Source organism: Mesorhizobium sp. P2_B11 (assembly GCF_056404855.1).
This window is the reverse complement of record NZ_JBFUDF010000002.1, coordinates 444,962-471,763: the sequence shown is the minus strand read 5'-3', so window position 1 is coordinate 471,763 and position 26,802 is coordinate 444,962. Positions and strand designations below refer to the sequence as shown.

Annotated in this window: 26 protein-coding genes, 1 tRNA gene and 1 pseudogene; 8 read left to right on the top strand and 20 right to left on the bottom strand. The window is 63.4% G+C overall.

All coding sequences use genetic code 11. The features are described from left to right. Nucleotides 1–155 precede the first annotated feature (155 nt). Together AC1DYJ_RS06620 and AC1DYJ_RS06615 are read left to right on the top strand one after the other, a co-directional pair. Nucleotides 156–596, top strand: coding sequence for a hypothetical protein (locus AC1DYJ_RS06620; RefSeq protein ID WP_477286507.1), 441 nt, complete (start codon nt 156–158; stop codon nt 594–596). Next, a complete protein-coding gene (locus AC1DYJ_RS06615; protein ID WP_477286505.1) occupies nt 593–2,752 on the top strand; it encodes a phospholipase D-like domain-containing protein in 2,160 nt (719 codons plus the stop codon). Before AC1DYJ_RS06620 ends, AC1DYJ_RS06615 begins: the two co-directional genes overlap by 4 nt. Before the next feature lie 157 nt (nt 2,753–2,909). On the opposite strand, the gene AC1DYJ_RS06610 is transcribed toward AC1DYJ_RS06615, so the two are convergent. The 8 genes from AC1DYJ_RS06610 to rsfS all read right to left on the bottom strand — a co-directional run bounded on the left by AC1DYJ_RS06610 (nt 2,910) and on the right by rsfS (nt 11,096). Continuing rightward, a complete protein-coding gene (locus AC1DYJ_RS06610; RefSeq protein ID WP_477286503.1) occupies nt 2,910–4,166 on the bottom strand; it encodes a D-amino acid dehydrogenase in 1,257 nt (418 codons plus the stop codon). An 84-nt stretch (nt 4,167–4,250) separates the two neighbouring features. Beyond that, nucleotides 4,251–5,402 carry an alanine racemase gene (alr, locus tag AC1DYJ_RS06605; RefSeq protein WP_477286501.1) on the bottom strand — a complete coding sequence of 384 codons (1,152 nt, stop codon included), beginning with the start codon at nt 5,400–5,402 and terminating at the stop codon, nt 4,251–4,253. Nucleotides 5,403–5,489: 87 nt separating this feature from the next. Then, nucleotides 5,490–6,005: an RNA pyrophosphohydrolase gene (locus AC1DYJ_RS06600; protein WP_477286499.1), complete on the bottom strand. Its 516-nt coding sequence runs from the start codon at nt 6,003–6,005 to the stop codon at nt 5,490–5,492. Nucleotides 6,006–6,055: 50 nt separating this feature from the next. Continuing rightward, nucleotides 6,056–7,234, bottom strand: coding sequence for a divergent polysaccharide deacetylase family protein (locus AC1DYJ_RS06595; protein WP_477286497.1), 1,179 nt, complete (start codon nt 7,232–7,234; stop codon nt 6,056–6,058). A gap of 181 nt (nt 7,235–7,415) precedes the next feature. Beyond that, on the bottom strand, nt 7,416–8,741 hold the full coding sequence (locus AC1DYJ_RS06590) for a S41 family peptidase (protein ID WP_477286495.1): 1,326 nt from the start codon (nt 8,739–8,741) through the stop codon (nt 7,416–7,418). Between the two features lies 1 nt (nt 8,742). Beyond that, complete coding sequence (locus AC1DYJ_RS06585) at nt 8,743–10,086, bottom strand: murein hydrolase activator EnvC family protein (protein WP_477286493.1); 1,344 nt, start codon at nt 10,084–10,086, stop codon at nt 8,743–8,745. Between the two features lie 122 nt (nt 10,087–10,208). Next, nucleotides 10,209–10,691 (bottom strand): 23S rRNA (pseudouridine(1915)-N(3))-methyltransferase RlmH, encoded by a 483-nt coding sequence (gene rlmH / locus AC1DYJ_RS06580; RefSeq protein WP_477286491.1) that lies wholly within the window; start codon nt 10,689–10,691, stop codon nt 10,209–10,211. Between the two features lie 27 nt (nt 10,692–10,718). Beyond that, nucleotides 10,719–11,096: a ribosome silencing factor gene (rsfS, locus tag AC1DYJ_RS06575; RefSeq protein ID WP_112559829.1), complete on the bottom strand. Its 378-nt coding sequence runs from the start codon at nt 11,094–11,096 to the stop codon at nt 10,719–10,721. Between the two features lie 253 nt (nt 11,097–11,349). Between rsfS and AC1DYJ_RS06570 the strand changes: the two are divergent. Continuing rightward, nucleotides 11,350–12,204 (top strand): annotated as a pseudogene (locus AC1DYJ_RS06570) (mechanosensitive ion channel family protein). Between the two features lie 15 nt (nt 12,205–12,219). Here the strand turns inward: AC1DYJ_RS06570 and AC1DYJ_RS06565 are convergent. From AC1DYJ_RS06565 to obgE, 5 genes are all read right to left on the bottom strand, one after another. Next, nucleotides 12,220–13,500, bottom strand: coding sequence for an MFS transporter (locus AC1DYJ_RS06565; RefSeq protein WP_477286489.1), 1,281 nt, complete (start codon nt 13,498–13,500; stop codon nt 12,220–12,222). 263 nt (nt 13,501–13,763) lie between these two features. Continuing rightward, nucleotides 13,764–14,351, bottom strand: coding sequence for a nicotinate-nucleotide adenylyltransferase (locus tag AC1DYJ_RS06560; protein WP_477286668.1), 588 nt, complete (start codon nt 14,349–14,351; stop codon nt 13,764–13,766). 250 nt (nt 14,352–14,601) lie between these two features. Beyond that, nucleotides 14,602–15,888 (bottom strand): glutamate-5-semialdehyde dehydrogenase, encoded by a 1,287-nt coding sequence (locus tag AC1DYJ_RS06555; RefSeq protein ID WP_477286487.1) that lies wholly within the window; start codon nt 15,886–15,888, stop codon nt 14,602–14,604. A gap of 3 nt (nt 15,889–15,891) precedes the next feature. Beyond that, on the bottom strand, nt 15,892–17,034 hold the full coding sequence (gene proB, locus AC1DYJ_RS06550) for a glutamate 5-kinase (RefSeq protein ID WP_477286485.1): 1,143 nt from the start codon (nt 17,032–17,034) through the stop codon (nt 15,892–15,894). A 2-nt stretch (nt 17,035–17,036) separates the two neighbouring features. Further along, a complete protein-coding gene (gene obgE / locus AC1DYJ_RS06545; protein ID WP_477286483.1) occupies nt 17,037–18,068 on the bottom strand; it encodes a GTPase ObgE in 1,032 nt (343 codons plus the stop codon). A gap of 170 nt (nt 18,069–18,238) precedes the next feature. Here obgE and AC1DYJ_RS06540 point away from each other — a divergent pair, with 170 nt between their 5' ends. Next, on the top strand, nt 18,239–19,102 hold the full coding sequence (locus AC1DYJ_RS06540) for an endonuclease/exonuclease/phosphatase family protein (protein WP_477286481.1): 864 nt from the start codon (nt 18,239–18,241) through the stop codon (nt 19,100–19,102). A 207-nt stretch (nt 19,103–19,309) separates the two neighbouring features. Here AC1DYJ_RS06540 and AC1DYJ_RS06535 read toward each other — a convergent pair whose 3' ends face one another. From AC1DYJ_RS06535 to AC1DYJ_RS06525, 3 genes are all read right to left on the bottom strand, one after another. Further along, entirely contained in the window at nt 19,310–19,897 is a 588-nt protein-coding gene (locus AC1DYJ_RS06535) for a GNAT family N-acetyltransferase (RefSeq protein ID WP_477286479.1), read from the bottom strand. Nucleotides 19,898–20,030: 133 nt separating this feature from the next. Further along, on the bottom strand, nt 20,031–20,300 hold the full coding sequence (gene rpmA / locus AC1DYJ_RS06530; RefSeq protein WP_015315190.1) for a 50S ribosomal protein L27: 270 nt from the start codon (nt 20,298–20,300) through the stop codon (nt 20,031–20,033). 100 nt (nt 20,301–20,400) lie between these two features. Beyond that, nucleotides 20,401–21,114 (bottom strand): 50S ribosomal protein L21, encoded by a 714-nt coding sequence (locus AC1DYJ_RS06525; protein ID WP_477286477.1) that lies wholly within the window; start codon nt 21,112–21,114, stop codon nt 20,401–20,403. A 369-nt stretch (nt 21,115–21,483) separates the two neighbouring features. Here AC1DYJ_RS06525 and AC1DYJ_RS06520 point away from each other — a divergent pair. Then, a tRNA-Ser gene (locus AC1DYJ_RS06520) sits at nt 21,484–21,573 on the top strand. 87 nt (nt 21,574–21,660) lie between these two features. Here AC1DYJ_RS06520 and AC1DYJ_RS06515 read toward each other — a convergent pair. Further along, nucleotides 21,661–22,308 carry a hypothetical protein gene (locus tag AC1DYJ_RS06515; RefSeq protein WP_477286475.1) on the bottom strand — a complete coding sequence of 216 codons (648 nt, stop codon included), beginning with the start codon at nt 22,306–22,308 and terminating at the stop codon, nt 21,661–21,663. Between the two features lie 193 nt (nt 22,309–22,501). Here AC1DYJ_RS06515 and AC1DYJ_RS06510 point away from each other — a divergent pair, with 193 nt between their 5' ends. The 3 genes from AC1DYJ_RS06510 to AC1DYJ_RS06500 all read left to right on the top strand — a co-directional run bounded on the left by AC1DYJ_RS06510 (nt 22,502) and on the right by AC1DYJ_RS06500 (nt 23,890). After that, on the top strand, nt 22,502–22,831 hold the full coding sequence (locus tag AC1DYJ_RS06510) for a hypothetical protein (protein ID WP_477286473.1): 330 nt from the start codon (nt 22,502–22,504) through the stop codon (nt 22,829–22,831). Nucleotides 22,832–22,920: 89 nt separating this feature from the next. Continuing rightward, on the top strand, nt 22,921–23,382 hold the full coding sequence (locus AC1DYJ_RS06505) for a hypothetical protein (protein WP_477425991.1): 462 nt from the start codon (nt 22,921–22,923) through the stop codon (nt 23,380–23,382). Next, the gene (locus tag AC1DYJ_RS06500) at nt 23,327–23,890 is read left to right on the top strand and encodes a sunset domain-containing protein (RefSeq protein ID WP_477286469.1); all 564 of its coding nucleotides are present in this window, start codon (nt 23,327–23,329) and stop codon (nt 23,888–23,890) included. The genes AC1DYJ_RS06505 and AC1DYJ_RS06500 overlap by 56 nt, the downstream gene beginning before the upstream one ends. Nucleotides 23,891–23,906: 16 nt before the next feature. Here AC1DYJ_RS06500 and AC1DYJ_RS06495 read toward each other — a convergent pair whose 3' ends face one another. From AC1DYJ_RS06495 to AC1DYJ_RS06485, 3 genes are all read right to left on the bottom strand, one after another. Then, nucleotides 23,907–25,154 carry a hypothetical protein gene (locus tag AC1DYJ_RS06495; RefSeq protein ID WP_477286467.1) on the bottom strand — a complete coding sequence of 416 codons (1,248 nt, stop codon included), beginning with the start codon at nt 25,152–25,154 and terminating at the stop codon, nt 23,907–23,909. Between the two features lie 184 nt (nt 25,155–25,338). After that, nucleotides 25,339–26,079: a hypothetical protein gene (locus AC1DYJ_RS06490; protein ID WP_477286465.1), complete on the bottom strand. Its 741-nt coding sequence runs from the start codon at nt 26,077–26,079 to the stop codon at nt 25,339–25,341. 2 nt (nt 26,080–26,081) lie between these two features. Continuing rightward, nucleotides 26,082–26,765 (bottom strand): hypothetical protein, encoded by a 684-nt coding sequence (locus tag AC1DYJ_RS06485; protein WP_477286463.1) that lies wholly within the window; start codon nt 26,763–26,765, stop codon nt 26,082–26,084. Between the last annotated feature and the right edge of the window lie 37 nt (nt 26,766–26,802).

The window sequence follows — 26,802 nt, the reverse complement described above, 5'->3', positions numbered from 1 at the left end:
TATCGAGGCAGATCGTAGCACGCGCGGGCCACGATCGCGCCGCCTTTTCCTTGCCACAAAATCCGCCAGTGTGGCGGCAAGCGCGATGTCGCCGATCACATAAGGACTGGCTGCGCCGGGTGGGACATGTTTTTGCAAAGCTGGCACGGATCAAATTGCGAGCCGTTCTTGCCATCCTGCCACTTGTCGTGTTTTCGGCCTGCGCCAATCCATGGACCGAAGTTCCGGAAGCCGAATTGCCCAAGCCGGTCCGCACCGCGATGGCCCGCCCCTCGCCTTTCGTCTTCGGCAATTATTGCGGCCCGGGCACCCGCACCGGCGACCTGTCGGCTCGTCCGGTCAACCGGCTCGACAGCGCTTGCCAGACCCATGACGCCTGCTACATCGCGCGGCACAACCATTGCGACTGCGACGGCGCTCTCGTCGCCTCGGCAAAGGCGATCCGCGACGACAGGACGGCGCCGAAAAAGATGCGCGGCGAGGCCGAACTTTTGATCGCCACCTTCGCGCTTCCCGTCTGCAAGGTCTTTCCGCAAGGCTTCCTGCCGCCGCGCGACCCGGCCGAACTGAAGACAATGAACAGGGCGACCGGATGAATCGCGCCATTTGCCTGGCGATCGCCGGGCTGGCGCTCGCAGCCCTCGCCGCCTGCGCCGGTCAGCTCAAACACAGCTGCGATTTTTTCCCCGGCGCGACGGATTGCGAGCGGCCGTCGCTATCGGCTGGCACGCCGGGGCCGCGGACCGCCGCCGCCGCGTTTTTCGGCGATGCCGATACCAGTGACTATGAAAGACAGTTTCTGGCGCTGCTCGCCCACAACCAGATCGGCGCCATGGACAGGGCGAACGGCACCGGTCCGTTCGGCCATGACCGCCACGCCATCGCCAACAGCGATTTCCAGGCCACCTATCGGACGCTGGAACAGCTGGCAAAGCCGGTTGGCGCCGAACAGATGCCGGCGGCGAGCGGCATGGCTGGCGAAGGCCATTTCGGCGGCCGCTGGCGCGTGTCGCGCCAGACGCTCTATATCGACGCCGCCGCCCGGCCTTCCGCGCCAAAGACGTTCAGCTTTTCCGGCCTGCAGGCGCGCTCGGTCGAGATCGTGCTGCGCCAGTCGGGAAAGCAGGCGGTCGACCTGGCAGGCGCCTGCGATGGCGCGCTGGCAATCCGCGCCGGCGGCGGCTCGCGCTCTCTCACCGCAGGCGCACCGTTTCGCTTCCACCTTTCGGGAGAAGAGCCAGCCACGGTCTCCCTGTTTCCCGGTGACAGTCTGAACCGTTGCGATCTCAAGCTCAGCTCCAGCCTGTCCCCGGCGGGAACGCAGCTCACCATCCTGCGCGAAGAGGTCGCCTATCCGGCGATTGCCGCGCTCGACAGCCGCTACGAGCGCTGTCCGGTGCCCGATCCCTCCGGGCTGGAGGAACTCGACCGCGCCTTTTATGCCGGCCGCTGGCTGTCGCAGACCTGCTCACTGCCGCTCGGTTCACCGCGCCTTCTGCGCAAGTCCCGCGACGGCTTCAACGCCAAGGTCGAGGCGCTGCTCGGCGCGCCGCTGCCCGACAGCGCCTTCGACAAGGCCGACCCCGAACTGCCGCTCGACTTCTCGCGCGCGCCGAAACTCAAGCTGATCTATTTGTCGTCGCTGGAATTCAAGGCCGACTTTTCCGGCCGCGTCCTCGAGCGGCTGATCCGCCATCACGCCGCCCTCGGCACCAAGGTACGCATCATGGTGACCGACGTGCTGGAGCGCGACAAGGACGACGCGCTGCTGCACCGGCTGGCTGCCGACTATCCCAATGTCGAGCTGCAGGAATATCGCTGGCGGGCCGACCAGGGCGCGCCGATCGACGAGCAGCTGTCGCAGTTGCACAAGACCCATCACGTCAAGATGCTGGCGACGCTTGCCGAAGATCCCGCCCGCTCGCGCGTCATCATCGGCGGCCGCAACATCCATGACGGCTTCCTGTTCCACAAGCCGATCGACCTGTCGCGCTATCCGAACCTGGAACAATACGGCAAGACCGACGGCTTCTCGTTGAACTACTATTCGAACTGGAGCGATTTCGACATCGAGTTCGCCGATCCGGCAACGGTCGAGACGCTGGCCGCGCATCTCTCGACCTTGTGGCTGCGCGACGCCGACACCAACATCATCAGGCCCTTCTCCATCCCGCTGCGCACCGACGGCCGACGGCCGTCAGGCACGGTGCGCCATTTCATCTCCGTGCCCTATGAGGACAACCACGCGCTGGAGACCTATTTCGTCGAGATGATCGACACCGCAGAGCACCATATCGAGATCGTCAATCCCTACCTCAATCTGACGCCGAAGCTCAGCCTGGCCATCGAACGGGCGCTGGCGCGCGGGGTCAGGATCGACATTGTCGGCCGCATCGACCTCAAGGGCGACATTGGCGGCAAGTTGCTGACCGCGCTCAACAAGCTGTTCGTCGAGAAATATGGCGACCGCATCAACATCCGTGAATTCAAGGCGCCCGATGTCGTGCTGCATTCCAAGATCATGATGATCGACGAAAGGCTGGTGACGATCTCGTCGGTCAACCTCAACAACCGCAGCTTCTTCCACGACCTGGAGAACGGCATGACGGTGCTCGACCCCGCCTTCTACGCCAGGATGCAGCCGGTCTATGACGACTATGTCGCCCATTCGAACCCGGTCTCGACCAAAGTGACGATACCCTGGGCCTATCGATGGCTATTCTTGAAGGGCTGGGTGAAGGAGGCGTTCTAGCCAGAAGAGCCGTTCGGTGGCGATCCTTCACCAGCATCTGCGATTGGCGAAAGCCGAAGTGAAATCCAATCTCCCCCCTTGAGGGGGAGATGGCCGGCAGGCCAGAGGGGGGTGCTGTCCCGCCAGCGTTGGATGACTTGGGCAGTTGCCCTCCGCCCTACCGCAAATATCGTTCCGGCCCCAGCTCTCGCACATCGATGTCGGGCACCTTGCTGGAGATGATATCGGACAGCACCTTGGCCGAGCCGCAGGCCATGGTCCAGCCGAGCGTGCCGTGGCCGGTGTTGAGATAGAGATTGGAGAACTCGGTGCGGCCGACCAGCGGCGGCCCGTCAGGAGTCATCGGCCGCAGGCCGCACCAGAACGACGCGGCCTTGAGGTCGCCACCGTCCGGGAACAGATCGCCGACCGAATGTTCGAGCGTGCGACGGCGCGATTCGTGCAACCTGAGATCGAAGCCCGAAATCTCTGCCGTGCCGCCGACGCGGATGCGGTCGCCGAGCCGGGTGATCGCCACCTTGTAGGTTTCATCCATCACCGTCGATTCCGGGGCAGCCGCGGCATTCTTGATCGGCACGGTGATCGAATAGCCCTTGACCGGATAGACCGGGATCGGCCGCCTGAGCAGCCGCATGAAGCGGGCCGAGTAGCTGCCCAACGCCAGCACATAGGCGTCGGCCGCGCGCGAGCGCTGGTCGGTGCCGAAGCTGACGATGCGATTGCGGTTCTTGGTGAAACGCCTGATCTGCGTGCCGTATTCGAAGGTGACGCCGCGCGCCACGCAGAGCTCGGCCAGCCGGTCGGTGAACATCTTGCAGTCGCCGGTTTCGTCGCCGGGCAATCTAAGGCCGCCGACGAACTTTTCCCTGACGCCGGCCAGTGCCGGCTCGGCCGCAATGCAGCCATCGGGATCGAGCAACTCGTAGGGCACGCCATATTTCTTCAGCACCTCGACATCGCCGCCAGTGCCGTCGAGCTGCTTTTGCGTGCGAAACAGCTGCAGCGTGCCCTTGGTGCGCTCGTCATAAGCGATGCCGGTCGCCTCGCGCAGCGCCTTCAGCGTGTCGCGGCTGTATTCGGCGAGCGGCACCATGCGCGCCTTGTTGATGGCGTAGCGATCGGCCGTGCAATTGCGCAGCATCTTGATGAGCCACGTCCACATATGCGGATCGAAGGCCGGCCGCACCACCAGCGGGCCATGCTTCATCAACAGCCATTTGATCGCTTTCAGCGGTATGCCGGGACCGGCCCAGGGCGAGGCATAGCCGGGCGACACCTCGCCGGCATTGGCGAAGCTGGTTTCCAGCGCCGGCCCCTTCTGGCGGTCGAACACCGTCACCTCGTGGCCGGCCTCGGCGAGATAATAGGCGGTGGTGACCCCGATAACGCCGCCGCCCAACACGAAGATCTTCATCGCATCACTCTCCAAGACGCCATCTGTCAGAAGGCCGACGTCTCTTGTCTGCCGGATTTTGCGGCGTCCGCCAAGGGGCCGCTTCTAGCCGTTGACATAGCGGCGATGGAAGCGGGGGCCGAGGCTGGTCAGGATTTCATAGCCGATAGTGCCGGCATGGCCGGCGGCGTCATCGACGCTCTGCGACGGACCCAGCAGTTCGACAAGGTCGCCCTCGCGCAGCCGGCCGGGCGGCAGCGCCGAAATGTCTAGAATGATCGAATCCATCGACACCCGACCGACAAAGGGCAGCCTGACACCTTCGAACCAGGCGGCCGACGCGGCGCGCCGGTGCCAACCATCGGCATAGCCCAGCGAGATTGTCGCCGCCCGCAACGGACCGCTGGTGCGAAACGCATGGCCGTAGCCGACGCCCGCCCCGCTTTCAAGGCTGCGCGTCTGCACGACCTTGGCCTGCAGCCGCACCACCGGCAGCATCTGGTTCGGTTCGCCCGGCATCGGGTTGATGCCATAGAGCGCGGCTCCCGGGCGGGCGAGGTCGAAATGAAAGGCCGGCCCGAGGAAAATGCCGGAGGAATTGGCGAGCGAGGCGGGAGCCTCGGGCAGCATCTTGCGCAGCCGTTCGAAGACCAGCCATTGCCGCTCGTTGGCCGGATGCTCCGGCTCGTCGGCGCAAGCGAGATGACTCATGACGAGGGTAACGACGATGCCGTCGAAGGCATGCGGATCAGCAGCAATCGCTTCCACTTCCGCACGTGCCATGCCGAGCCGCGACATGCCGCTGTCGACCTGGATGGCGGCCGGCAGCTTGCGTCCGGCTGCATGAGCGGCTTCGCCCCAGGCTTTGAGCTGGCCAGCGCTGTTAATGACGGGAACAAGGTCCGCCGCAACCGCTTCTGGTTCCGAACCGGGCGGCAGGCCGTTGAGAACATGCACCACTGGTTGGGGTCCGAGAGCCTTGCGCAGCGCCAGACCCTCGGCCAGAAGCGCGACGAAGAAGATCGTGCAGCCTTCGGCCGTCAGCGCCCGTGCGACTGACGCTGCGCCCAGACCATAACCGTCGGCCTTGACGACACCGGCGCACCGCACGCCGCCCAGTTGCGCCTTCAATCGCCGGTAGTTTTCCCTGATGGCACCAAGGTCGATGGTCAGAATCGCGCCGGCCGCCGCTTCGCTGACCGGCTCGCCGGCAGTGTCGACAGGTTCGGGGAAAGACCCTTCGGCGGCGTTGCTCATGCCAGCCCCTTGTTGCATCAAACCATCAATAGGGCCGCCGCCCCGACGCGGCAACCGTGGCCGCTGCACTCGACGCCGGCGGCAGCTCTACGCCGACAGATGCCGGAACGCCGCCACCACGTCCTCATAGACCTTGCGCTTGAACGGCACGATCAGGTCGGGCAGGTCCTGCATCGGCCGCCAGGCCCATTCATCGAATTCGGCGGTATGGCCGCCGGGTGGCGGATTGATCTGGATCTCGCTGGTCTCGCCATGAAAGCGGTAGGCGAACCATCTTTGTGTCTGGCCGCGATAACGCCCCTTGAAGGCGATGCCGACGAGATCGGCCGGCAGGTCGTAGTTGATCCAGTGCGGCGCTTCGGCGAGCAGAGTGACCGAGCGCATGCCGGTCTCCTCATAGAGCTCACGCCCGGCCGCCTGCAGCGGCTCCTCGCCTTTGTCGATGCCGCCTTGCGGCATCTGCCAGAGCTGTTTCGTGCCGGCGAATTCGCTGTCCGGTTCGGCGATGCGGTGGCCGACCCAGACCAAGCCGTCGCCGTTGAGGATCATCAGCCCGACACAGGGGCGATAGGGCAGCGTTTCGGGATCGATCTTTTTAGCCATCTGTCAGGTCCAGCCGTTTTCCAGAGTTCGCGCCGGTGCGGCAGATAGCGCTAATTCTTTTGCGGGTCGATGGCCACCGCCGAGATCGGCACGATCTCGATGCCGCGCTTTTTCGCTTCGAGCACCCACGCCGCAACCGTGTCGACGGTGAGGTCGAAGGCCGAACCTATGCCGACGGCGGAACCTTTGGCGCGCGCGGTCGCTTCCAGCGCATCGAGCTTCTTCAGGATGGCACCGCGATCCTGCACGGCATCGATTGCCATATCGCCGGCGACGAACGGCACGCCGTCCTTCAGGGCCAGATCGGGCGCAAGGCTGCGCGCCGACGAGCCGTCATCGATATAGGCAAGGCCGCGCTTGCCGAGTTCGGCCATGAACGGTCCCATTGCGGTGGCGTCGGCGGAGAAGCGCGCGCCCATATAGTTCATGACGCCGGTGTAGTTGGTGGTCCGCGACAGTGCCCAGCGCAGGCTCTTCAGATTGTCGTCCGGGCTTGCCGTCACCGTCAGCGTGTTACGGCCGGGATTGACGTTGGGATAGTCGAACGGTTCGAGCGGCACCTGCATGACGACCTCATGACCGCTCTGCCGTGCCGCCTGCATCCAGCGGCCGATGCTGTTGCCTTGCGGCGCGAAGGCCAAGGTCACTTCCGCCGGCAGCTTGGCGATCGCCGCCTGCGTGCCGGTCTGCGACACCGCAAGCCCACCGATGACAATCGCCACGCGGGCGCCGCGGGAACCTGACCACGGCCTGGCATAAACATCGAAAGGCCGCCGCCCGTCGGCGGCGCGGACCGGCAGCGGGCCGGTGTCGCTGGCCTCGATTAGCGCCTTGTCGGGAATATGCGCGACCTTCAGATTCTGACCGATCGTCGACGGGTCCTGAATGACGATGGCAGCATTTGGCGGACTGTCGCCCTCCTGGGTCTGCACATGAATGATCTGCGGCCCGGCTGCCTTGGGCGGCGTTTCAGCCTTCGGCGCGGCGGGCGCGGCAGTTGGCGCCGCTGCGGCGGGCTCCGCTGCCGCCGTCACCTTCGGCGTCGAGACCACCGCCTGTTCGGGCTTGCGGAACGGCTTTTCGCGCAGCGCGATCGCGCCGGAAATGCCTAGCGCGGCCAGCACGACCAGCGTGGTGGCAACAGCACCGGCGCTCAGCCTGCGCGACGCGGCGCGCGGCCGGGCGGTCTGTCCGAGTGGGCGTTCTATGTCTTTGCCGATGTCAGCCAAGCCGCATCCCCGTGCGCATGATCGGCGAAACTTTTCGCCATGCGCAAAATTCCAAACTCTAGGCGCCTTCCCCGGCGCCGTTTTTTGGGGCGCGGCGCCCCGCCGATCCCCCGAATCAAACTGCCGGAACCTTGCGGTCCCGGCAGCATTGCATTGCTTCGATCGGGCAGCCAGAGCCGCCTTACTGGTTGAGCACGGCCTTCTCCGGATTCGGCGGGAACGCCGGATCCGTCTTCTGGCCGCGCAGCAGCTGCTCGGCGTAGATGAGCTGCAGATCGTCCTTCGGATCCGGCGGCACATAGGCAGCCGAGCCCGAACCGGTATCGCTCTCGTCGGCACCCTTGATGTGGCCCTTGAGATCCGATTCGCCGCGCGTCAGGTCCTTGCCCTGCAGTTCGGGCGGCAGCGGCTGGTCGACCTTGATGTCGGGCGTGATGCCCTTGCCCTGGATCGACTTGCCCGAGGGCGTGTAATAGAGCGCCGTCGTCAGGCGCAGCGCGCCGTTCTCGCCAAGCGGGATGATGGTCTGCACCGAGCCCTTGCCGAAGGACTGCGTGCCCACCACGGTGGCGCGGCGCAGGTCCTGCAGCGCGCCGGCAACGATCTCCGAAGCACTGGCCGAACCGCCATTGACCAACACGATCAGCGGCTTGGCGTTGATGTCGTCGCCCGCCTTGGCGTCGAAGCGGGTGACGTCCTTTGGATCGCGGCCGCGGGTCGAGACGATCTCGCCACGGTCGAGGAAGGCGTCGGACACGCTCACCGCCTGGTCGAGCAGGCCGCCCGGATTGAGGCGCAGGTCGAGCACATAGCCCTTGAGCTTGTCGTTCGGCACCTGCTTCTTGATGGTGTCGATGGCGTTCTCGAGGTCGTCATAGGTCTTTTCGGTGAAGGAGGTGATCTTCATGTAGCCGATGTCGTTCTCGACCCGGAACTTGACCGCCTTGACTTTGATGATGTCGCGCACGACCGTCAGTTCGATCGGCTTGTCGGCGCCCTGGCGCAGAATGGTGAGCTTGATCGGCGTGTTGACCGGGCCGCGCATCTTTTCGACCGCGTCGTTGAGCGTCAGGCCGCGAACCTCTTGGCCGTCGATCTTGGCGATATAGTCGCCGGCCAGCACGCCTGCCTTGGCAGCCGGGGTATCGTCGATCGGCGTGATCACCTTGACCAGGTCGTTCTCCATGGTGACCTCGATGCCGAGGCCGCCGAACTCACCCTTGGTCTGCACGCGCATGTCCTGCGCCTGCTCGGCATTCATGTAGGAAGAGTGCGGATCGAGCGAAGCAAGCATGCCGTTGATGGCGTTTTCGACCAGCGACTTGTCGTCCGGCGGCGTCACATACTGCGCCCGCACGCGCTCGAAAATGTCGCCGAAGATCGCCAGTTGCTTGTAGGTTTCGGAGCCTGCAGCGTTCGCCGTCGAGCCGGGCGCGCCATAGACCAGGCTCATCGCTGACGCGCCCATCAGCGCACCGGCAATAAGAAGCGACAGTTTCCGCATCATTTCACGTCCTTCCAGAGAAGCGGTCCGCCCACCATGGGGTCGGATCGACGGGTTTTCCATCCTTGCGGAACTCGACGTAGAGCTCCGGCGTGGCATTTCCATTCTTCGAGGCCGAGGTGCTTGCCACCCGGGCCTCTCCCATCGCGCCGACCGGCTCTCCTGCGAGCACCGACTGGCCAGACGCGACGCTGATTCTGCTCATCCCCGCCAGGACGACATGATAGCCGTCTCCCGCATTGAGGATCAAGAGTTGACCATAGGAGCGAAACGGCCCCGCATAAAGCACATTTCCGTCCGCCGGTGCCGTGACGATGGCTCCCGATTGTGTCGCAACCATGTCGCCAAGCATCACCGCGCCGTTACCGTCATCGGCCCCGAAACGGCGCTTGATCTTGCCGGTGACCGGCAGCGAAACCTGACCCTGAAGCGCCGAAAACGGCGCCGAGGCGGTGAGGCGGTTGCCTTCCGGCACCGGCAAAGAGGCGAGCTCGGTCGACGCCGTTGTGTCCGCGTCCGGCCTGTCGCCGTCGGCCGCCTTCTGTTCGCCTGCCTTGGCCGCATCCGCCGCCTTGCGGCTCTTGTCGGCCTCGAGCGAAGCGATCAGCTCCTTTAGGCTGCCGGCCTTGGCCGCAAGCTCTTGCGATCGCTTCTTCTCGGCCGCCATCGCGGTCCAGGTGTCCTCCTCAAGCTTCTGCTTGGCCTCGAGCAGCATGGAGAGGCGTTTCTTCTCCGCCGTCTGTTCGCCGACCGCCGCCGTCAGCCGCGTCCGTTCGGCTTCGATCGAGGCAGTCACCCGCGACTGTTCCCTAAGGTCGGCCAGCAATTTGTCGGTCTGCTGGCGCAGTTCCGGCACCACGGCGCCGAGCAGGATGGCGCTGCGCACCGACGACAGCGCGTCTTCCGGCTTGACCAGGATCGCCGGCGGCGGATTGAGCCCCATGCGCTGCAGCGCGCCCAGCACCTCGGCAAGCACGTCGCGCCGCGCCGCCAGCGAGACGCGGATCTTCTGTTCCTCGCCCTTCAGGCCTTCGAGCCTGGCGCCGATATCCTCGATGTCCTGGCCGAGCTTCTGCTCGGTCATCGCCGACTGGATCAGCGCCGCGGTAATCGAGGCATGGTCCTTCTTGACGGCCGCAATATCGGCGGCAAGCTTGGCAAGCCGCTCCGCCGACAGCGTGATCTCGGCCGAAACCTTCTCATACTCGGCGCGGCTTTGATCGGGATCGGGCGCGATGTCGAGCGCGCTCTGCGCCCGCGCAAACCCAAGCGACAGCAACAGCACCGCGACAGCGATGCCGCAGCGCGCGCGCCGGTAGCCCGTTCCTGATTCCCTGCTGTCAGCCATTGAAGCCCGACTCTATGCGTGGCTTCGTTAACGAACCATCAACCATGATCGAGATCGAAGCCTAGCATAAAACAGCGGTGCATTGGGGCGGAAATCCGTACGATTGACCTCAACCCACTGGTTTAAGAACGATGATAGGGATGTCCCGAGAGAATCGTCGCCGCGCGGTAGAGTTGCTCGCCCAGCATGACGCGCACCAGCTGGTGCGGCCAGGTCGCCGCGCCGAACGACAGCACCAGATCGGCCTGGTCGCGAACCGATTGGTCATGCCCGTCGGCGCCGCCAATGGCGATCACGAGCGCCTTGCGGCCGCCGTCGCGCAGCTGACCGATACGGCTGGCGAAATCGTCAGAGGACAGGTTCTTGCCGCGTTCGTCGAGCAGGAACAGCGCCGTGCCCGGCTGTAGCTGCGCCTGCAGCTTCTGGCCTTCCTCACGGCGGCGTTCATTGGCGTTCTGGGAGCGTCCCTCGACAATCTCGGTCACACCGGAGAATTCGAGCCCGATCGCGGGCCCGCTCTTGGCGAAACGCTCGAAATAGCGGTCGCCGAGTTCTCTCTCGGGGCCGGTCTTCATCCGGCCCACGGCATGAACTGATACTTTCATCCCGCCTCTATAAGCCGCGCGAGCGGCTTAGTGGAGGGTCTCTTCCTCGAGATCCGGCGCCTGCCACATCTTTTCAAGATTGTAGAATTCGCGGACTTCGGGGCGGAAGACATGGACGATGATATCGCCCGAATCGATCAGGACCCAGTCGGCGCCGGACAATCCCTCGACGCGCGCCATGCCGAGACCGGCATCCTTGAGCGCCTTGAGGAGATGGTCGGCGACAGCCGAGACATGACGGTGCGATCGGCCCGATGCGACGACCATATAGTCGCCGAGGCTCGATTTCCCCTGAATGTCGATTGAGACAATATTTTCGGCCTTGGAGTCTTCCAGACTGGCAAGGACTGTCTTGATGGCGCGGGATACGGCGTCGTCTACGCTGATCCTGGCCGGCGAAGGCACGATGTCGGCCTTCTTCCGCAGTGCTGTTCTCAGTGTATTTCCTTTCGCAGCAAGAACAACCAAATCACCCATGAAATCAGGTGACACCCCATAGATAGGCAGAGTTCCGTTGCAGTTTCAAGACGGAGGCTCTGCGAGCGCGAACGTGGCGCCCGCCTTCCGGTTCCGCCGGGCATCAAAAAAAGACGGAACCCATGGCGTCCGCGAGGGTTATCGACACGTTATCGACCCATCCCCCAACCGGATTTTCCTGATGCCTATCGACCCCCAGAACACGCTTCTCACCGTGCAGGCCGGGCTTGCGCAACTGAGCACCCTGATCGTTTCCTATTCCTTCTCCGCCATCGGCGCTGTCATCCTGCTGGTTGTCGGCTACCTCGTAGCCGGCCTTGCCGAACGCTCGATCTCGGCCGGGCTCGGCCATATCCATGGCTTCGACGCGACGCTGCGGCATTTCTTCTCCAAGATCGTCCGCTACGCCATCCTGATTCTGGTCGTCATCATGGTGCTCGGCCAGTTCGGCGTGCAGACGGCCTCGATCATCGCCGCCATCGGTGCGATCGGCCTCGCCATCGGACTGGCGCTGCAAGGCACGCTGCAGAACATCGCCGCCGGCATCATGCTCCTGGCGCTCAGGCCATTCCGCATCGGCGAGTATGTCGAGGTCGGGCCGATAGCCGGCACCGTCGAGGAAATCGGCCTGTTTGCCACCAGACTGCGCACAACGGACGGCGGATAGGTGCCGGCGCCCAATTCGACGCTGTGGAACCAGCCGGTTCGCAATTTCACCCGCAATGGCGTGCGTCGCAGCGACATTACGCTGACCATCGGCTCGTGGAACGATATCGACCTGGCGCAGAAGACCATGCTCGGCGTTGCCAACTCCGAGCGCCGCATCAAACGCGAGCCCGCGCCGATCGCTTTCGTCGCCACTGTCGGCGACGCCAATGTCGCCATCACCTTGCGCTACTGGGCGTCGGCGGCGGATTTCTTCGCCACCCAGATCGATCTCACCAAACGCGTCAAGCAAGCCTTCGACGCCGAGGCCATCTCGGTTCCGGCGCCACCGCCGGAGGCCCGGCAGGAGGCTTCGGCCACCAGGCAGTAAATCTCTGAAACTGGTTTAGCGCTGCTCTTCCGGCGCGTAGGCGAGTTCCACCGGCAGCGGCGCCTGCGCCGACATCGGCGCGAAACTGCCGGTCTCCGTGGCAGGCACGGCGCGAGTCGTCGCCACCCGCCACAGCACGAACAGACAGAAGACGGTGGCGATGACGATCGCCACATAGATGAAGGCCTGCGTGCCATAGACGGCCGACAGGGCCGTCACGATGCCCGGCACAATGAAGCCCGCCAGAGACCAGGCAAACAAAAGCGTACTCGACAGCGCCACCATGTCGTCCTTCCCTGCACGGTCGGCCGCATGCGCGCTGGCCAGCGAATAGATCGATTCCGAGGCGCCGTCCCAGATCACATAGATCACCACCAGAACCATCAACGCGCCGCCGTCGAAGCCGATGGCGAGCAGGCCGGCGATGGTGGCAAGTGCCGCAGCACCGGCCAGCACGTAGCGGCGGTCGGTGCGGTCGGAGATCCAGCCGAGCGGAATCTGCAAGATCAGCGTGCCGACAGGCATGGCTGACAACAGCAGCGCCACGTCAGCCTGGCTGTAGCCCTTGGCCGTGGCATGGATCGGCGCAAAGCCCGAAATCGCCATCGACAGGCCGCCGACGGCCAGCATGCCAGCCACGCCCACCGGCGAGATCCGCCAGGCGCGGCCGAGCGCCACCGAGGCCGCGCGGGGCGGTGGCGGCTGGGCGAGCCGCGTCATCCCGACCGGCAGGATCGACACCGCGGTGAAGGCGATGCCGATCAGCGGCGCTTCAGCCGTCGCAATGTCGACGGCTGCGAGCAGGGCATAGCCAACGCCGAGCCCGGCGACATAGGCGACGTAGAACACCGCCATCACCCGGCCTCTGATGGCGTTGGCGACGGCATCGTTGAGCCAGCTCTGGGCGACGATGAACAGGCCGCATATGGCAAAACCGTAAAGCGCACGCGCCGCAATCCACAGCAGCGGATAGGTGCCGGCGCCGATTGCGGCGTTGGACAGCGCAATCAGCGCCGACAGCACCATGAAGGCGCGGGCGTGCCCGACCCTTCTGACGAGAGGTCCTGTCAGGATACAGCCGGCAAGGCCGCCGGCGGATAGGCCGGTGATGATCAGCCCGGCCCAGGTTGGATCGAAGCGCTCGACGCCGAGCCGGACCGGGATATAGGCAAACATCAACCCATTGCCGACCGCAATCAGCGCCATCGACACGACGACACTGGCAATGGCGATCACCGGCGCTGGTGGCGCGCTGTGGTCGTCAGAGTCGGTCTTGGTATTAGCGAGAGTGGCCATATCAAAGCATCGCCTACCCAATGGAGAAAGGCCGCTGCAAAAGCGACATCAGCGGTTTTCCCCTTCTCCCCCTGTGGGAGAAGGTGGATTGCCGCGAAGCGGCAAGACGGATGAGGGGTGTTCCAGCGGAGTGAGACTTGGAAAGATAGAGGGATTCCAAGCGCTTAATTCTTGAAAGCCGCGATCCTTCCAATACCCCTCATCCGACCGAGCTTCGCTCGGCCCCCTTCTCCCACAGGGGGAGAAGGGGGAGCCTTCCATTCCTACCCCTTGGCCTGCCTCCGAATGGCGCTCGATGACAGCGACGAGCGCGGGCCGTGAATGAAAGTCCAGGCCGGAGCCTTCATGCGTGCAAGCCGGGGCGCGTCGCCCTCGTCGACGCGGGCATAGTCGAAGGTCTTGGCGACGACCGAAGACAGGAAGGACAGCGTCGCCCCCGGGCGGTCGATGACGGCGATCGGGAAGGTCATGACGATCTGGCGCCAGCGCTGCCAGCGGTGGAAATCGCGAAGTGAGTCAGCGCCCATGATCCAGACGAAATCGACGCCGGGATTGCGCGCCTTGACCAGCGCCAGCGTGTCGGCGGTGAAGCGGATATGATGCGCCGCCTCGAAGGCGGTGACCTTGATCTTCGGGTTCTTGGCGATCTGTTCCGACTGAGCCAGCCGATGGCTCAGCGGCGCCAATTCCCTGGTGCTCTTCAGCGGATTGCCTGGGGTGACCATCCACCACAGTTGGTCAAGCGCCAGCCGCCGCAGCGCAATCTCGGCCACCAGCGCATGACCGGCATGCGGCGGGTTGAACGATCCGCCGAACAGGCCGACGGCAAGGCCTTTTTCGGCGTGGGGCATGCGGAGGTAGTGGGAGGGGATGGCGGGTTCAGAAAGGGAAAGCATGGTGCTAGGCCCCCCTCTCTGCCCTGCCGGGCATCTCCCCCTCAAGGGGGGAGATTAGCAGCTCGTTCGCAGGCGCAAATCTTGCAACGTCGGCGATTGGCGAAACCTTGCATGCCAGCTCATCTCCCCCCTTGAGGGGGAGATGGCCGGCAGGCCAGAGAGGGGGGCCTGGGCGCAAGCTGTCAGCCCTTCAAGGCGAAAAACGTCAAGGCCTCACCTGTCCCGACCCACGCACGCGGTATTTGAACGAGGTCAGCTGTTCGACGCCGACCGGTCCGCGCGCATGCATCTTGCCGGTGGCGATGCCGATTTCGGCGCCCATACCGAACTCGCCGCCATCGGCGAACTGCGTCGAGGCGTTGTGCAGGAGGATCGCCGAATCGATCTCGTTGAAGAAGCGCTCCACCGCTTTGGCATCGTCGGCGATGATCGCCTCGGTATGGTGTGATGAAAACGTCTCGATATGATCGATGGCGCCGGCTATGCCGTCGACCAGCTTCACCGCAATGATGGCGTCGAGATATTCGGTCACCCAGTCGGCATCGGTCGCCGGCTTGGCGTCGAAAAACAGTTTTAGCACCTCTTGATCGGCATGGATTTCGCAGCCGGCAGCGCGCAGCGCGTCGAGGATCGGCACCAAGTGGGTCGACGCGACCGCGCGGTCGACCAGCAGCGTCTCGGCCGCGCCGCAGACGCCGGTGCGGCGCATCTTGGCGTTGACGGCGATTTTTATCGCCATGTCGAGATCGGCAGAACGGTCGATATAGAGATGGCAGATGCCTTCGAGATGGGCAAAGACCGGCACCCGCGCCTCGTTCTGCACGCGCCCGACAAGACTTTTGCCGCCACGCGGAATGATCACGTCGAGATTGCCGGAAAGCCCCTTCAGCATCTCGCCAACAGCGGCGCGGTCGGTGGTCGGCACCAACTGGATGGCGTCTTCCGGCAGGCTAGCCGCCTTCAGCCCTTCGACCAGGCAGGCATGGATGGCGGCGGATGAATTGAGCGAATCCGAGCCGCCGCGCAGGATCACCGGATTGCCGGCCTTGAGGCAAAGCGCGCCGGCATCCGCCGTCACATTCGGCCGGCTTTCATAAATGACGCCGACGACGCCGAGCGGCGTGCGCACGCGCTCGATCTGCAGGCCGTTGGGGCGCTTCCAGGCGGCAATGACGTCACCCACTGGATCGCGCAGAGCGGCGATTTCGCGAATGCCGTCGGCCATTGCGCGGACGCGCGCCGGATCGAGCTTCAGCCGGTCCATGAACGAGCCGGAGAGCCCGGATTCGTGGCCATTCGAGACATCGATGGCGTTGGCGTCGAGAATCTCCTGCTGGCGCGCGATGATCGCGTCGGCCATGGCGACCAGTGCGGCATTCTTGGCGGCGGTGGTGGCGATGGCCAATGGTCGGGCAGCAGTGCGGGCGCGGCGGCCGATATCGGCCATCAGCGCGATCGTGTCATCTCCGGATTTTTCATGCAGCTTCAGCATGGCTCATCCTCCGTCTGTGTCGCCTCCGGCGTGACTCACCACCAGGTCATCCCTGTGGATCATCGCAGAGCGCGCCTCGTAGCCGAGCACGGTTTCGATCTCGGCGGTCTTCAGGCCTGCGATCCTTACGGCATCGGCGGCATCATAGGCAACCAGCCCGCGCGCGATCTCGCGTCCTTCAGGCGACAGGATCGCCACCGTATCGCCGCGCGAAAAATTGCCGCTGACCAGCCTGACGCCAGCCGGCAGCAGCGATTTGCCCGACAACAGCGCGCCGATGGCGCCGGCATCGACGGTGAGCCGCCCCGCCGGTTCGAGCTGGCCGGCGATCCAGGTCTTGTAGCCCTTCACCGGATTGGCGCTCGGCTTGAAGAAGGTGGCGCGCTCGCCGCGCTCGATCGCCATCAGCGGCGACAGCCTGGTGCCGGAGGTGATGATCATGGCGGTGCCGGCGGCAGTTGCAATCTTGCCGGCGTCGAGCTTCGTGCGCATGCCGCCGCGCGACAATTCAGACGCGGCAGCACCCGCCATCGCCTCGATATCGGGCGTGATGCGGTCGACCACCGGAATGAATTTGGCATCGGGGTCGCGCGCCGGCGGTGCGGTGTAGAGCCCGTCAATGTCGGACAACAGGACAAGCAGATCGGCGCCCATCATCGTCGCCACCCGCGCCGCCAGCCGGTCATTGTCGCCATAGCGGATTTCGGAGGTTGCCACCGTGTCGTTCTCGTTGATGACCGGCACCGCCTTCATCTTGAGCAGTGTGGAGATCGTGGCGCGCGCATTGAGATAGCGGCGGCGCTCTTCGGTATCGCCTAGGGTAAGCAGGATCTGGCCCGATTTCAGCGCGCCCTTGCCCAGCGCATCCGACCATGCGCCGGCCAGCGCGATCTGCCCGACGGCCGCCGCCGCCTGGCTCTCCTCAAGCTTCAATGCCCGCTTGCCGAGGCCCAGAATGGTGCGGCCAAGCGCAATAGCGCCCGACGACACAACCAGGATCTCGGCGCCGCCATTGGCCAGCACCGCAATGTCGTCGGCCAGCGAGGCCAGCCAGTCGCGCTTCAGGCCGCTGGTGCGGTCGACCAGCAAGGCCGAACCGATCTTAACCGTGATGCGCCGGTATTTTGTCAGCGATTGCGCCGTCATCGTTATGAATTCCAGCGGGTCTCGACGGGAGCGGTAGCTCTGTCGCGCGCTTCGCCCACCACCGCCATCAGCGCGCGCAGCACCGCTTCGACGCCTTCGCCGGTGACCGCCGACAACAGCATCGGCGCGCGGCCCGCTGCGCGTTTCAGCGACGCGGCCTTCTTCTTGCGCGCATCGGCGTCGAGAATGTCGACCTGGCTGAGCGCCACGATCTCGACCTTGTCGGTCAAACCGTTTCCGTAAGCCTCGAGTTCGGCGCGCACCGTCTTGTAGGCCTTTCCAGGATTTTCCTCCTGCGCCGAGACCAGATGCAAAAGCACCCGCGTGCGCTCGACATGGCCGAGGAAACGGTCGCCGATGCCGACGCCCTCATGCGCGCCTTCGATCAGGCCCGGAATGTCGGCGATGACGAATTCGCGCGCATCGATGCGGGCAACGCCGAGGCCGGGATGCAGCGTGGTGAAGGGATAGTCGGCGATCTTCGGCTTGGCCGCGGTTACCGCCGCCAGGAAGGTCGATTTGCCGGCATTGGGCAGCCCGACCAGGCCGGCATCGGCAATCAGCTTCAGCCGCAGCCAGACATTCATCTCCTCGCCGGGCAGGCCCGGATTGGCGCGGCGCGGCGCCTGGTTGGTCGAAGTCTTGAAATGCTGGTTGCCGAAGCCGCCATTGCCGCCTTTGGCCAGGAGGTAGCGCTGGCCGACCACGGTCAGGTCGCAGATCAGCGTCTCATTGTCCTCGGCAAAGACCTGGGTTCCGGCCGGCACTTTCAGCGTCACGTCGGCGCCCTTGGCACCGGTCATGTTGCGGCCCATGCCGTGGACGCCGGTCTTGGCCTTGAAATGCTGCTGGTAGCGATAGTCGATCAGCGTGTTCAGCCCGTTGACGGCTTCCAGCCAGACATCGCCGCCGCGGCCGCCGTCGCCGCCATCCGGGCCGCCGAACTCGATGAACTTTTCGCGCCGGAACGACACCGAACCGGCGCCGCCGTCGCCGGAGCGGATATAGACCTTGGCCTGATCGAGAAATTTCATTGGATTACGCAGTTTGTGCTGTTGGACTTGCGGCTTTGCTCTAACCTTGCGCCTTGCTCTAAACCAAGGCGGACCGAAGGGCGAGGCCGATTTGCGACTAAAGCGCCGGATGCCCTTTTGCCGGGGAAGCGGTAGCACTGTTCCCGGGACGGAGCGTGGGGGGCGTGGGAATGAAGGCAGTCACCTATAACATCCAGTACGGCATCGGTCTCGATGGCCGCTACGATCTCGGCCGCATCACCGATGCGGTGCGCGGCGCCGACGTGATCGCGCTGCAGGAAGTGACCCGCAACAATCCGCGGAACGGCAACCGCGACATGGTGGCCGAGATCGGTGAGGCGCTGCCCGAGTATTTTGCCGCCTATGGCAGCAATTTCGAGGTCAATGTCGGCTCGCGCCTGGAGGCCGGCCGCGCCATCACCACCACCTTCCAGCTCGGCAACATGGTGCTGTCGAAGACGCCCATCCATCTGTCGCGCAATCTGCTTTTGCCGCGCAGCCGCAGCCTGGAGGCGATGAATTTCCAGCGCGGCGCGCTCGAGGCGCTGATCGAGACCCCGCTCGGCTTCGTCCGCTTCTATTCCACCCATCTCGACCATCGCAGCCCGGTTGAACGCGCCAGCCAGATCCGCTTTCTGCGCCAGCGCCTGCTGAACTATGCGCTCGAGGGTGGCGGCCTCTCCGGCATTCCCGAGATCGGCCTGCCGGACCTGCCCTACCCCGAAGCCTTCATCGTCATGGGCGACTTTAATATGCTGTCCGGCTCCTCGGAACATGTCGAACTGGTCGGCCGACCGGACCACGAGTTCGGCATGCCGTTGACCGCCGATCTCGCCGTCGATGTCGCCCAGCGCCTCAACGCGTCGGACATCGTCACCTGGGTCGATCCCAACCGGCCGCAAGACACAAGCCGCCACAAACGCATCGACTACATTTTCACCTCGGCCTCGCTCGCCGGATCGCTGAAGCGCCTGTGGGTCGACGAGAAAGCCGTCGGATCGGACCATCTGCCGGTCTGGGTTGAGATGGGCTGAGCGTCGCCAATCGCTCAAGTGGTCTGCCCCCTCATCCGGCCGCTACGCGGCCACCTTCTCCCCGCTGGGGAGAAGAGACTGGCGCCAGTCCCTCAGACCTCCTCTCCCCTTGGGGAGAGGTCGGATTGCCCCGAATTGCTCTTCGCAATTCGGCTGGCAATCCGGGTGAGGGGGCACTTTGCTCAGGCGATCACTTTCAAAGCCTCATTAAAAGTGCACCCAGTTGCGCAAGCTGATCCACGTCTTCCTATCTAACCGGTACCTTTCAACCGGCACCTGGCCGGCGACGATCGAGTTCAGCATGCCCTGGCCGGCATACTGGAAGCCGCACTTGTGGATGACCCGGCGCGAGGCCGGATTGATCACCCGCGTCGAGGCTTGCAGCACCTGCGTCGAGGTCCGCTGGAAGGCGAGGTCGACCAGCGCGTGCGCGGCCTCCGTCGCATAGCCGCGCTTCCAATAGGGCTCGCCGATCCAGTAGCCGAGCTCCAGCCCGCGATCGGTCATGTTGAGGCCGGCGCAGCCGACGAAGGTGTCGGTGCCGGCCAGCATCAGGGCGTAAGCAATGCCGGCCCGGCGCGACCGGGTCATGGCCAGGAAGGCGCGCGCCTCGGCCTCGCGATAGGGGTGCGGCATGCGGGCCAGCATTTCGGCAACATGACGGTTGTCGGCAAGCTCGACCAGTTGCGCAATATCGGCTTCGCAGGGCGCCCGCATCACCAGCCGCTCCGTGGCCAGGACCGGGCAGTCTATCGCGTAACTTTCGTCTTCGGTGTCTTCCGCTTCGGCAACCATTTTAGTCCTCCAGGCAAGAAAAAAGGGGAGATGGAAAACCCATCTCCCCTGATCCTTTTCCTGGCTTATCCATTCGCTGGTTGGCCAGACACCGGTTCCCGAGATGGGCGCCGGTTTTGTAGTGCGGAACCGGCTACTCCGCGGCTTTGGTAATCGGATTGACCGATACGTAGGTTCGGCCGTTGGCTTTTTTGTTGAAGGTGACTGCGCCGGTCTCAAGCGCAAAAAGGGTGTGGTCCGTGCCCATGCCGACATTGACGCCGGGATGCCAGGTGGTGCCGCGTTGACGGATGATGATGTTGCCCGGGATGACGGCTTCGCCGCCGAACTTCTTCACGCCCAGACGCTTGGAATGCGAGTCGCGACCGTTGCGCGACGAGCCGCCAGCTTTCTTGTGTGCCATCTAACTAACTCCGATGCGCCCTGGGGGCGCTTGAATGGTCTTATGAACGCGTTCGCGTTCCGTTTCAAGTCCGATCCGGCGACGCTGTCGCCGGTTCTTTTTACTTCTTCGCCAGTTCCTTGGCCTGCTCGCGCCAGTCCTTGATCTGGTCGGCGCTGAAGGGCATGTGCTCGTCGATCTTGGCGACATCCTTGTCGGTCAGCTTGGCCAGCTGCGCGAAGGTGATGATGCCTTGCTCGTTGAGATCCTTGGCGGCGACCGGGCCGATGCCCTTGATCACGGTCAAATCGTCCGGCTCGCCCTTCGGCGCCTTGAACAGCGGCGCGGCGACGGCGGTCTCGGCCTTGGCTTCTGCCTTCGGGGCAGCCTCAGCCTTGGCTTCCTTCTTGGCCTTGGCTTCCTTCGGCGCGGCCTCGGCCTTCGCCTCGGATGCGACCTCAGCCTTGGCTTCCGGCGCCTTGGCTTCAACCTTGGCGGCAGCCTTCTTGGAAGGCTTGGCACCACCCAGCAGGATCTCGGCGATCCGCACGGTGGTCAGAAGCTGGCGGTGGCCGATCTTGCGGCGCGAATTCTGCCGGCGGCGCTTCTTGAAAGCGATGACGGTACGGTTCTTGCCCTGCTCGACGACTTCCGCCGTGACCAGAGCGCCATCGACGAACGGTGCGCCGAAGGTGACATTTTCGCCCTCGCCATGGGCGAGAACGCTGCCGATTTCGACGATATCGCCGACATTGGCTTCAAGCTTTTCGATCTTCAGGAGATCGTTGGCGGCAACGCGATACTGCTTACCGCCCGTTTTAATGACTGCGAACATTTTTTGCCTTTCGCTGTTCGGTCGGCCTTGATGAACCGCTTCACGCGGTTCGGCCGTCTTTTTGTCAGTCTGCGGGTTCAAAAAACAAGCGGCGTGGAAGAACCCTCCACGCCGATTGCGCGCTTCCCCTAACCGAAGGTTTGGTGCAAGTCAAGGCAAACAGCCGGATTCCTTAGCCATGCCGGATCCTTGCCGTGCCCGATCCTCGTGCTCGAAGACTGGTCGGCCTCACCTGTCGATGCGACCGCAACACAGCTCTCCCGACAAGGCCCGCACAGGAAGCTGAATTTCCTCGTGGATTGGGCCTTGTAACCTGCCCGCCCAGCCGTTATCTAGTGCGCCGCGCCGGCAACGGCCGACCATGACCGCGGAGAGGTGGCAGAGTGGTCGAATGCACCGCACTCGAAATGCGGCATGGGTGCAAGCCCATCGGGGGTTCGAATCCCTCCCTCTCCGCCATTCTTCCGGCAATCGTCTAAGTGCCTGAAAAGGTTCTAACATCCGGGGAGTTATAAAGTTGCGGTGCCCCACGCGGGTGCCCCAAGATTAGTCCTCTGTGCCCTCGTTTGTCTTCGCCACCTTCGGTTTCCTGGGGGATTTCGTGAAGCTTTTGCGCTGCGCCTCCAGTCGCCTCCGTTCTTTCTCGCGATCATCGCCAGAGTAGCTATCCGTCTGGACTCGACGGGACCCCCTTGCCACCCACTCCCAGTCTTCCCGAAGCTTTTTGAGTTGCTCCGCCATTTGAATAAGCGGCGAACGAGCACCCAGATGGCCATAGTTCTCATAGTCGCCCATAGACAACACGTAGGAAAGAGATTGGTGCTCACGCTCACTCGGCTGGTGCTTCCAACTGGTCGAGACTTCAAAGGTCTTGTCGTGAAAGAGATCGTACTCGCCCACGTAACTCGACAACGATTGCCCCGGCTTCAGCACGCTGATGTGCGTCAAAGGCCGACCCTTGTCTTTGTGGCCGTCCTTCTCAAACTCCGGGCTAAAGCTCACTGCCACGTCATGTGCGGCGGCGTTCCCTGTGTTCGTGACGATTAGATCAACATGCATGAGGGACCAGGCGTTAGGTTCAAGGGTTGCCACAACGTGGGCCTGTGCCGTTGCCCTTGAGAGCCTCTTCGTTTCCCGCGCCAGAACCCAGGTGAAGAACCCAAGGGCTATGGTTGCAACTGCGGTGACCACCATGGACCACGTCTGTGCGTCCTTTCGCAAACTGTCCCACAAGCCCGCCAAAAATTCCCAAGTCATACTGAGTCCCCAGCTGCGGGGACATAGTATGGGCCACAGTCGGCATGTCCAGTGGACAGTCTCAATGGGCACTTGAGCGGTGACTCATCCTATGGCTGTATGCGGCCGCGAAGTGCAAAAGGGGGCCAAAATGAAGAACCGAAGCGCGGTACTTGCCGCATGCTTGATGCTCGGCGGATGCGCCATGACGTTGCCGGTTAGGGGACAGGCTGGCGACGGCTCAGAGACCTTCACCGGGAGCGCAACAGGCTACGCGGATGGCGCTGGAAACCTCACCATAAAGAGCAACAAAGGTCGTAGCTGCAAAGGCGACTTTGTCTACGTGACCCAGCGCGAGGGCAGCGGGACGTTCACCTGCAGCGACGGCTCAAGCGGGCCGTTCACCTTCGTCTCGACGGGCATGCGCGGAACTGGCACGGGCACTCTAGGCGGTAAGCCCTTCACGTTTTCATTCGGATGAACGGTCCCTCGCAATACTTGAAAAGTCGGCTCACACGCAGCTTGCTCTGCGGGGGGCTCGGCTGCTTCATTGGTCTTAGCACGGGTGTCGTGGCATTGGGCGGCGGCGTCAATGGAGCGGTGGTCTTTGGCCCCATCGGGTTTGTCATCGGGTGGTTGATGCCGACGAGATGGTTGGGCACCGACGCGGAGCCGAGCTCGGTGGTGGACCCGGCGGTGGTTGAGGTCAAGGCAACCCAAGACTCCATTGAGCAGCCTGAGGCTCCGCGCAGCGACTATCAGCGGGTCGAGGATTCCTTGAGTGAGATGATGCCCATTGTCGGGCGTATCCTCGGCTCTGTCTGGAACCTAGAGATGCGGCTGCTGATAGCTATCGGTCTCATGCCCTACCTAGTGCGCCACGGCTGGCTGCTGTTCGGCATTGCCTTCGTGCTACTCGCAGTGGTGTTCCCTCTTGGGATTATCTTCACAGTCACGGGGGTTGCCGCGATGAACTATGGCGCAGAGGCGGGTAACAATTTCATCATCGACCTCAAGCGCCCCGTGGTCTGACTTTAGCGGATGCCACCCTCCTCTACCCGCCGGACGCCAACCTCATCCTTCCGGAGGCGAGACGCCTCTCCCCAGCACGAGAAGCATGGCGGCTTCTTCTGGACTCCCCGTGGCAACGGACGCATTCTATCGCTGGGGAGAGGCGATGGGCAAAACAGTTCATCCCAACTGGGCAAGGCGCCGAAGGCCACTGTGGCGCTTGCTTCTTGCGGCTCGCCTTCCTATAGCCCTGGCGCTGCTGGCGGCTGCTTCCGCTGCCTACCTCACAGTTGGTGGCCAGCCCCGCCTTCCAACAGTTCACTCGCCCGGTGCATCCTCCAGCCAAATCGCTTTCCACCAGTCCGGCTGCGACATCAAGGGCAACATCAACGAGTGGGGCGAGCACATCTACCATATGCCCGGCCAAGCGTATTATTTGGCGACCCGCATAAACCCTGCTCGGGGGGAGCGATGGTTCTGCTCGCAGTGGGAGGCTTGGTGGGCAGGTTGGCGCAAGGCGAAGGTGTGATGGGCTGACCTCGGTCTCATTTGACCACCACCGGAATCGACGTGCCCCCTCTCATGGCAGCCAATTCAGTCATCACCTTTTTGGCCACCTCGCAGTGTCGAGAGGCCACCATTATCCCATCATGCATCGGTAGGGCCGCTATTCCCATCCTCGCCAGCCGCAGCAAGACGGCAACCAAGATGCTGCTTTCGGTGAACATCAGGTCCATGGCGATGTCTTTGCCAAAGAGAGGCACAAGAGCCGGATGCTTTTCAGCGACCGCTTTGCGGAACCCTGAAGCTGTCCATCCTGCTGGCAGGCCCTCTTTCACCTCATGGGGCAACCGGGTCATCTCGGTCTCAGTCGACAGGAGCGCGGAAAGTCCCGCTTTGACGCCTGGTCTGTAACCCTCAAGGCCAGGAATGGCGTAGAGGTCCCCTAATGGCGGCTCACTGCCCACCCGAGCATACGCTAGCCTCGGGAACATGCTGGCATAGTCCAGGTCTGCTATCGGCTCACCGTTGACTGTCAGGCCCCCTCGCAGCGCCCTAGGCATCGATATCCAGAAGGCACCGTAGAGCCTGCCGTGCAGGTTGAAACCTCTCGGGTCCGATGGTGACCGCAAGAGGAAGCGCCGAGTCAGCTTGTAGGCAGCCTGTCGCTCCCCGTAGACCTCGATGCGTTGGGTGGCGAGGAAGGCATTGATCTCTTCCATCTCCGTCCTCAGTCTCAAGGTCTCCTCTGTGTCCTCATAGTCCACCATCACGGAAAGCCTGCTGCCGTACTGGTCCCTTCCCGCCCGTGCGGAGAGCTTGATGACCTCCTCACCCTCGGCTCGCCCTATATCGGCAACGGGGACCTCAGAGGCCATCAGGGCAGCTCTAAGCCAGCCGGTAGCCTCTATGCCTGTCCTCCGCACATGGGGCCTAGGAGGATGCACCATGATGAGCCCAGCTAGCTCCATCCCCTCCACCACCCTTGGCATGATGCCGAGCCCCGGGCGGTCATAGCGGGTCCTAGCAGTGTGCTTCATGTCCATGGCGAGGTACTGCCCCCAACGATGGTTTCCATGGAGGAGCTTAAGGTTGGCGATGACGGAGGAGACTATCATTGCAGTCCTCTCCACCACCTCGGCCTTGGGGCGCCTTATGCGGCTTCCCGCTTCCTTTGAGGTGGCATCAAGTACGGCCTGCGTCACCTCTGCGGCGATGGCGGAAAGCTTAGGGCCGCTTGAAGTTGCCCAAGGGTCGAACAAAATGTCTTGGGTGGTGAGGGAAGCTGACAATTCATCCCCATCTCCCTTGGCTCTGAGGCGTGCCTTTGCTCGGCTGCTGAGAGGGAGCATCAGGGAACCACAAGGCATATGGGGGGACCTAAGCTCCTGATAGGCCGCCTTGAGTTTCCAACATGTGAGCACCCGTAGTGCCCAACCAAGTCACTCGATAGTTTGCCCTCTGCCACCATTCTGGCTATTGCCGCCGCCTATCCCAAGCCGGTCGCCAACCGGGAAGATGGGACGGGTGTTCGCCGAAAAGTTTTGTCTTCATCGCGATGATTTCCGGCACAGCCTCGCGAGCCAGGAACTCCCCCGCCTTCTCTAACTTCTCGCCCATCTTTCGGAGCACTATGCCGGAAGACCTCGGGTAAGCGTGAAGTTCGGTATGCACCGCAGGCCCCAACGGGTTGAACATTTCCCAACGCCTATGGGTGCCGCTGGCCAGCCGATGGACCGCCTTCGCCGCCTGAACGATCCTGAACTCGCGAGTGCGATGAGACCCACCGTCATCCTCAATCAACGCGCACACGCCCAGATAGATGGCCAACAAGCGGCGCGGCGAAACGCCGGCCTCACGCAACCGCGCGAACGCAATATGCGCCCTGTAGGCTGCCGGCTGCCCTCGCAGGTTCATCGCTGGGTCAACGCGCCCCGCAAAGGCCAAGGTCCTGCTTAGCTCCTGCACCGTCGCGGCTACCGCACCGACATGCCGCTCGCCATCGAGCCAACGCGATGCCGCAATGACGTATGGCTTGAGTTCAGCGGCGCGATAGGTTTTGCACCAGTGCGACCCGTGACGGGCCTTGTGCTGCACATGGTAGCGGCAATGGAAGGGAGCACGCCCGATCCCGGTTGCCAGCGCTGTTGGCCGCCGACATCCCGGAACTGAACAATGGGCGACACCATCCTCCAATGGGTTGATCCCGATGCCCAAGGCTATTCTGCTGCGTCCAGCCAATCCTGTTGTTCGCCGTCAAGGGCTTCAAGGAGAGTGGCGAGATTTGCGAGATACGCACTAGCGTCTTGCGTCGTGAGTTGGGCCTGGGCAAGGGCTTTCACGTGAACCATAACTTCCTCGCGAGCGGCTCTCTTGGCGTGACCATCGGGCACGAAGTAGGCGTTGGCGGCGCTGTAGTCGGTCTCAATTTCGAGTGCCTTGGCCGCACTGCCCTCATCCGCACCCGAAAGATATCGCCTGACAGTTGGGTTGCGGTCGGCCGCATCTCTCAGCGACAGCTTTGCGTAGGTCCGAGCAGCGGCGCCGCTGCCGTTCGTATTGGTCACAATGCCGTGGCCGAGCCGAGTTGTCTCCGCCAGCACCGCCATCTCTAGCGGCGGCAGAAGCATGGGGATGCGATGTTTGACGCCCACAACCACGGCAACTCGGTCGGGCAGGAAAACATGAAAACTCGCCCATTCCGGGACTACTGCCAAAGCTGCCTTCCAGCCGATTTTGAGGCGATCGATTGTAACTAGAGGTGCGTCCCGAAAAGAGAGGCCCTGATCTGCTGACTTCACGTTCAATTCCTTTTTTGTTGGCGTATTCCTCCCATCATCAATTCGACTACTCGATTGCGGCGATTTGATGGTATATCTGCAATTTCTATTCGATATTTTCAATACAACTTGCCTTCATGCGGTGTCGAGAGTCATGGAG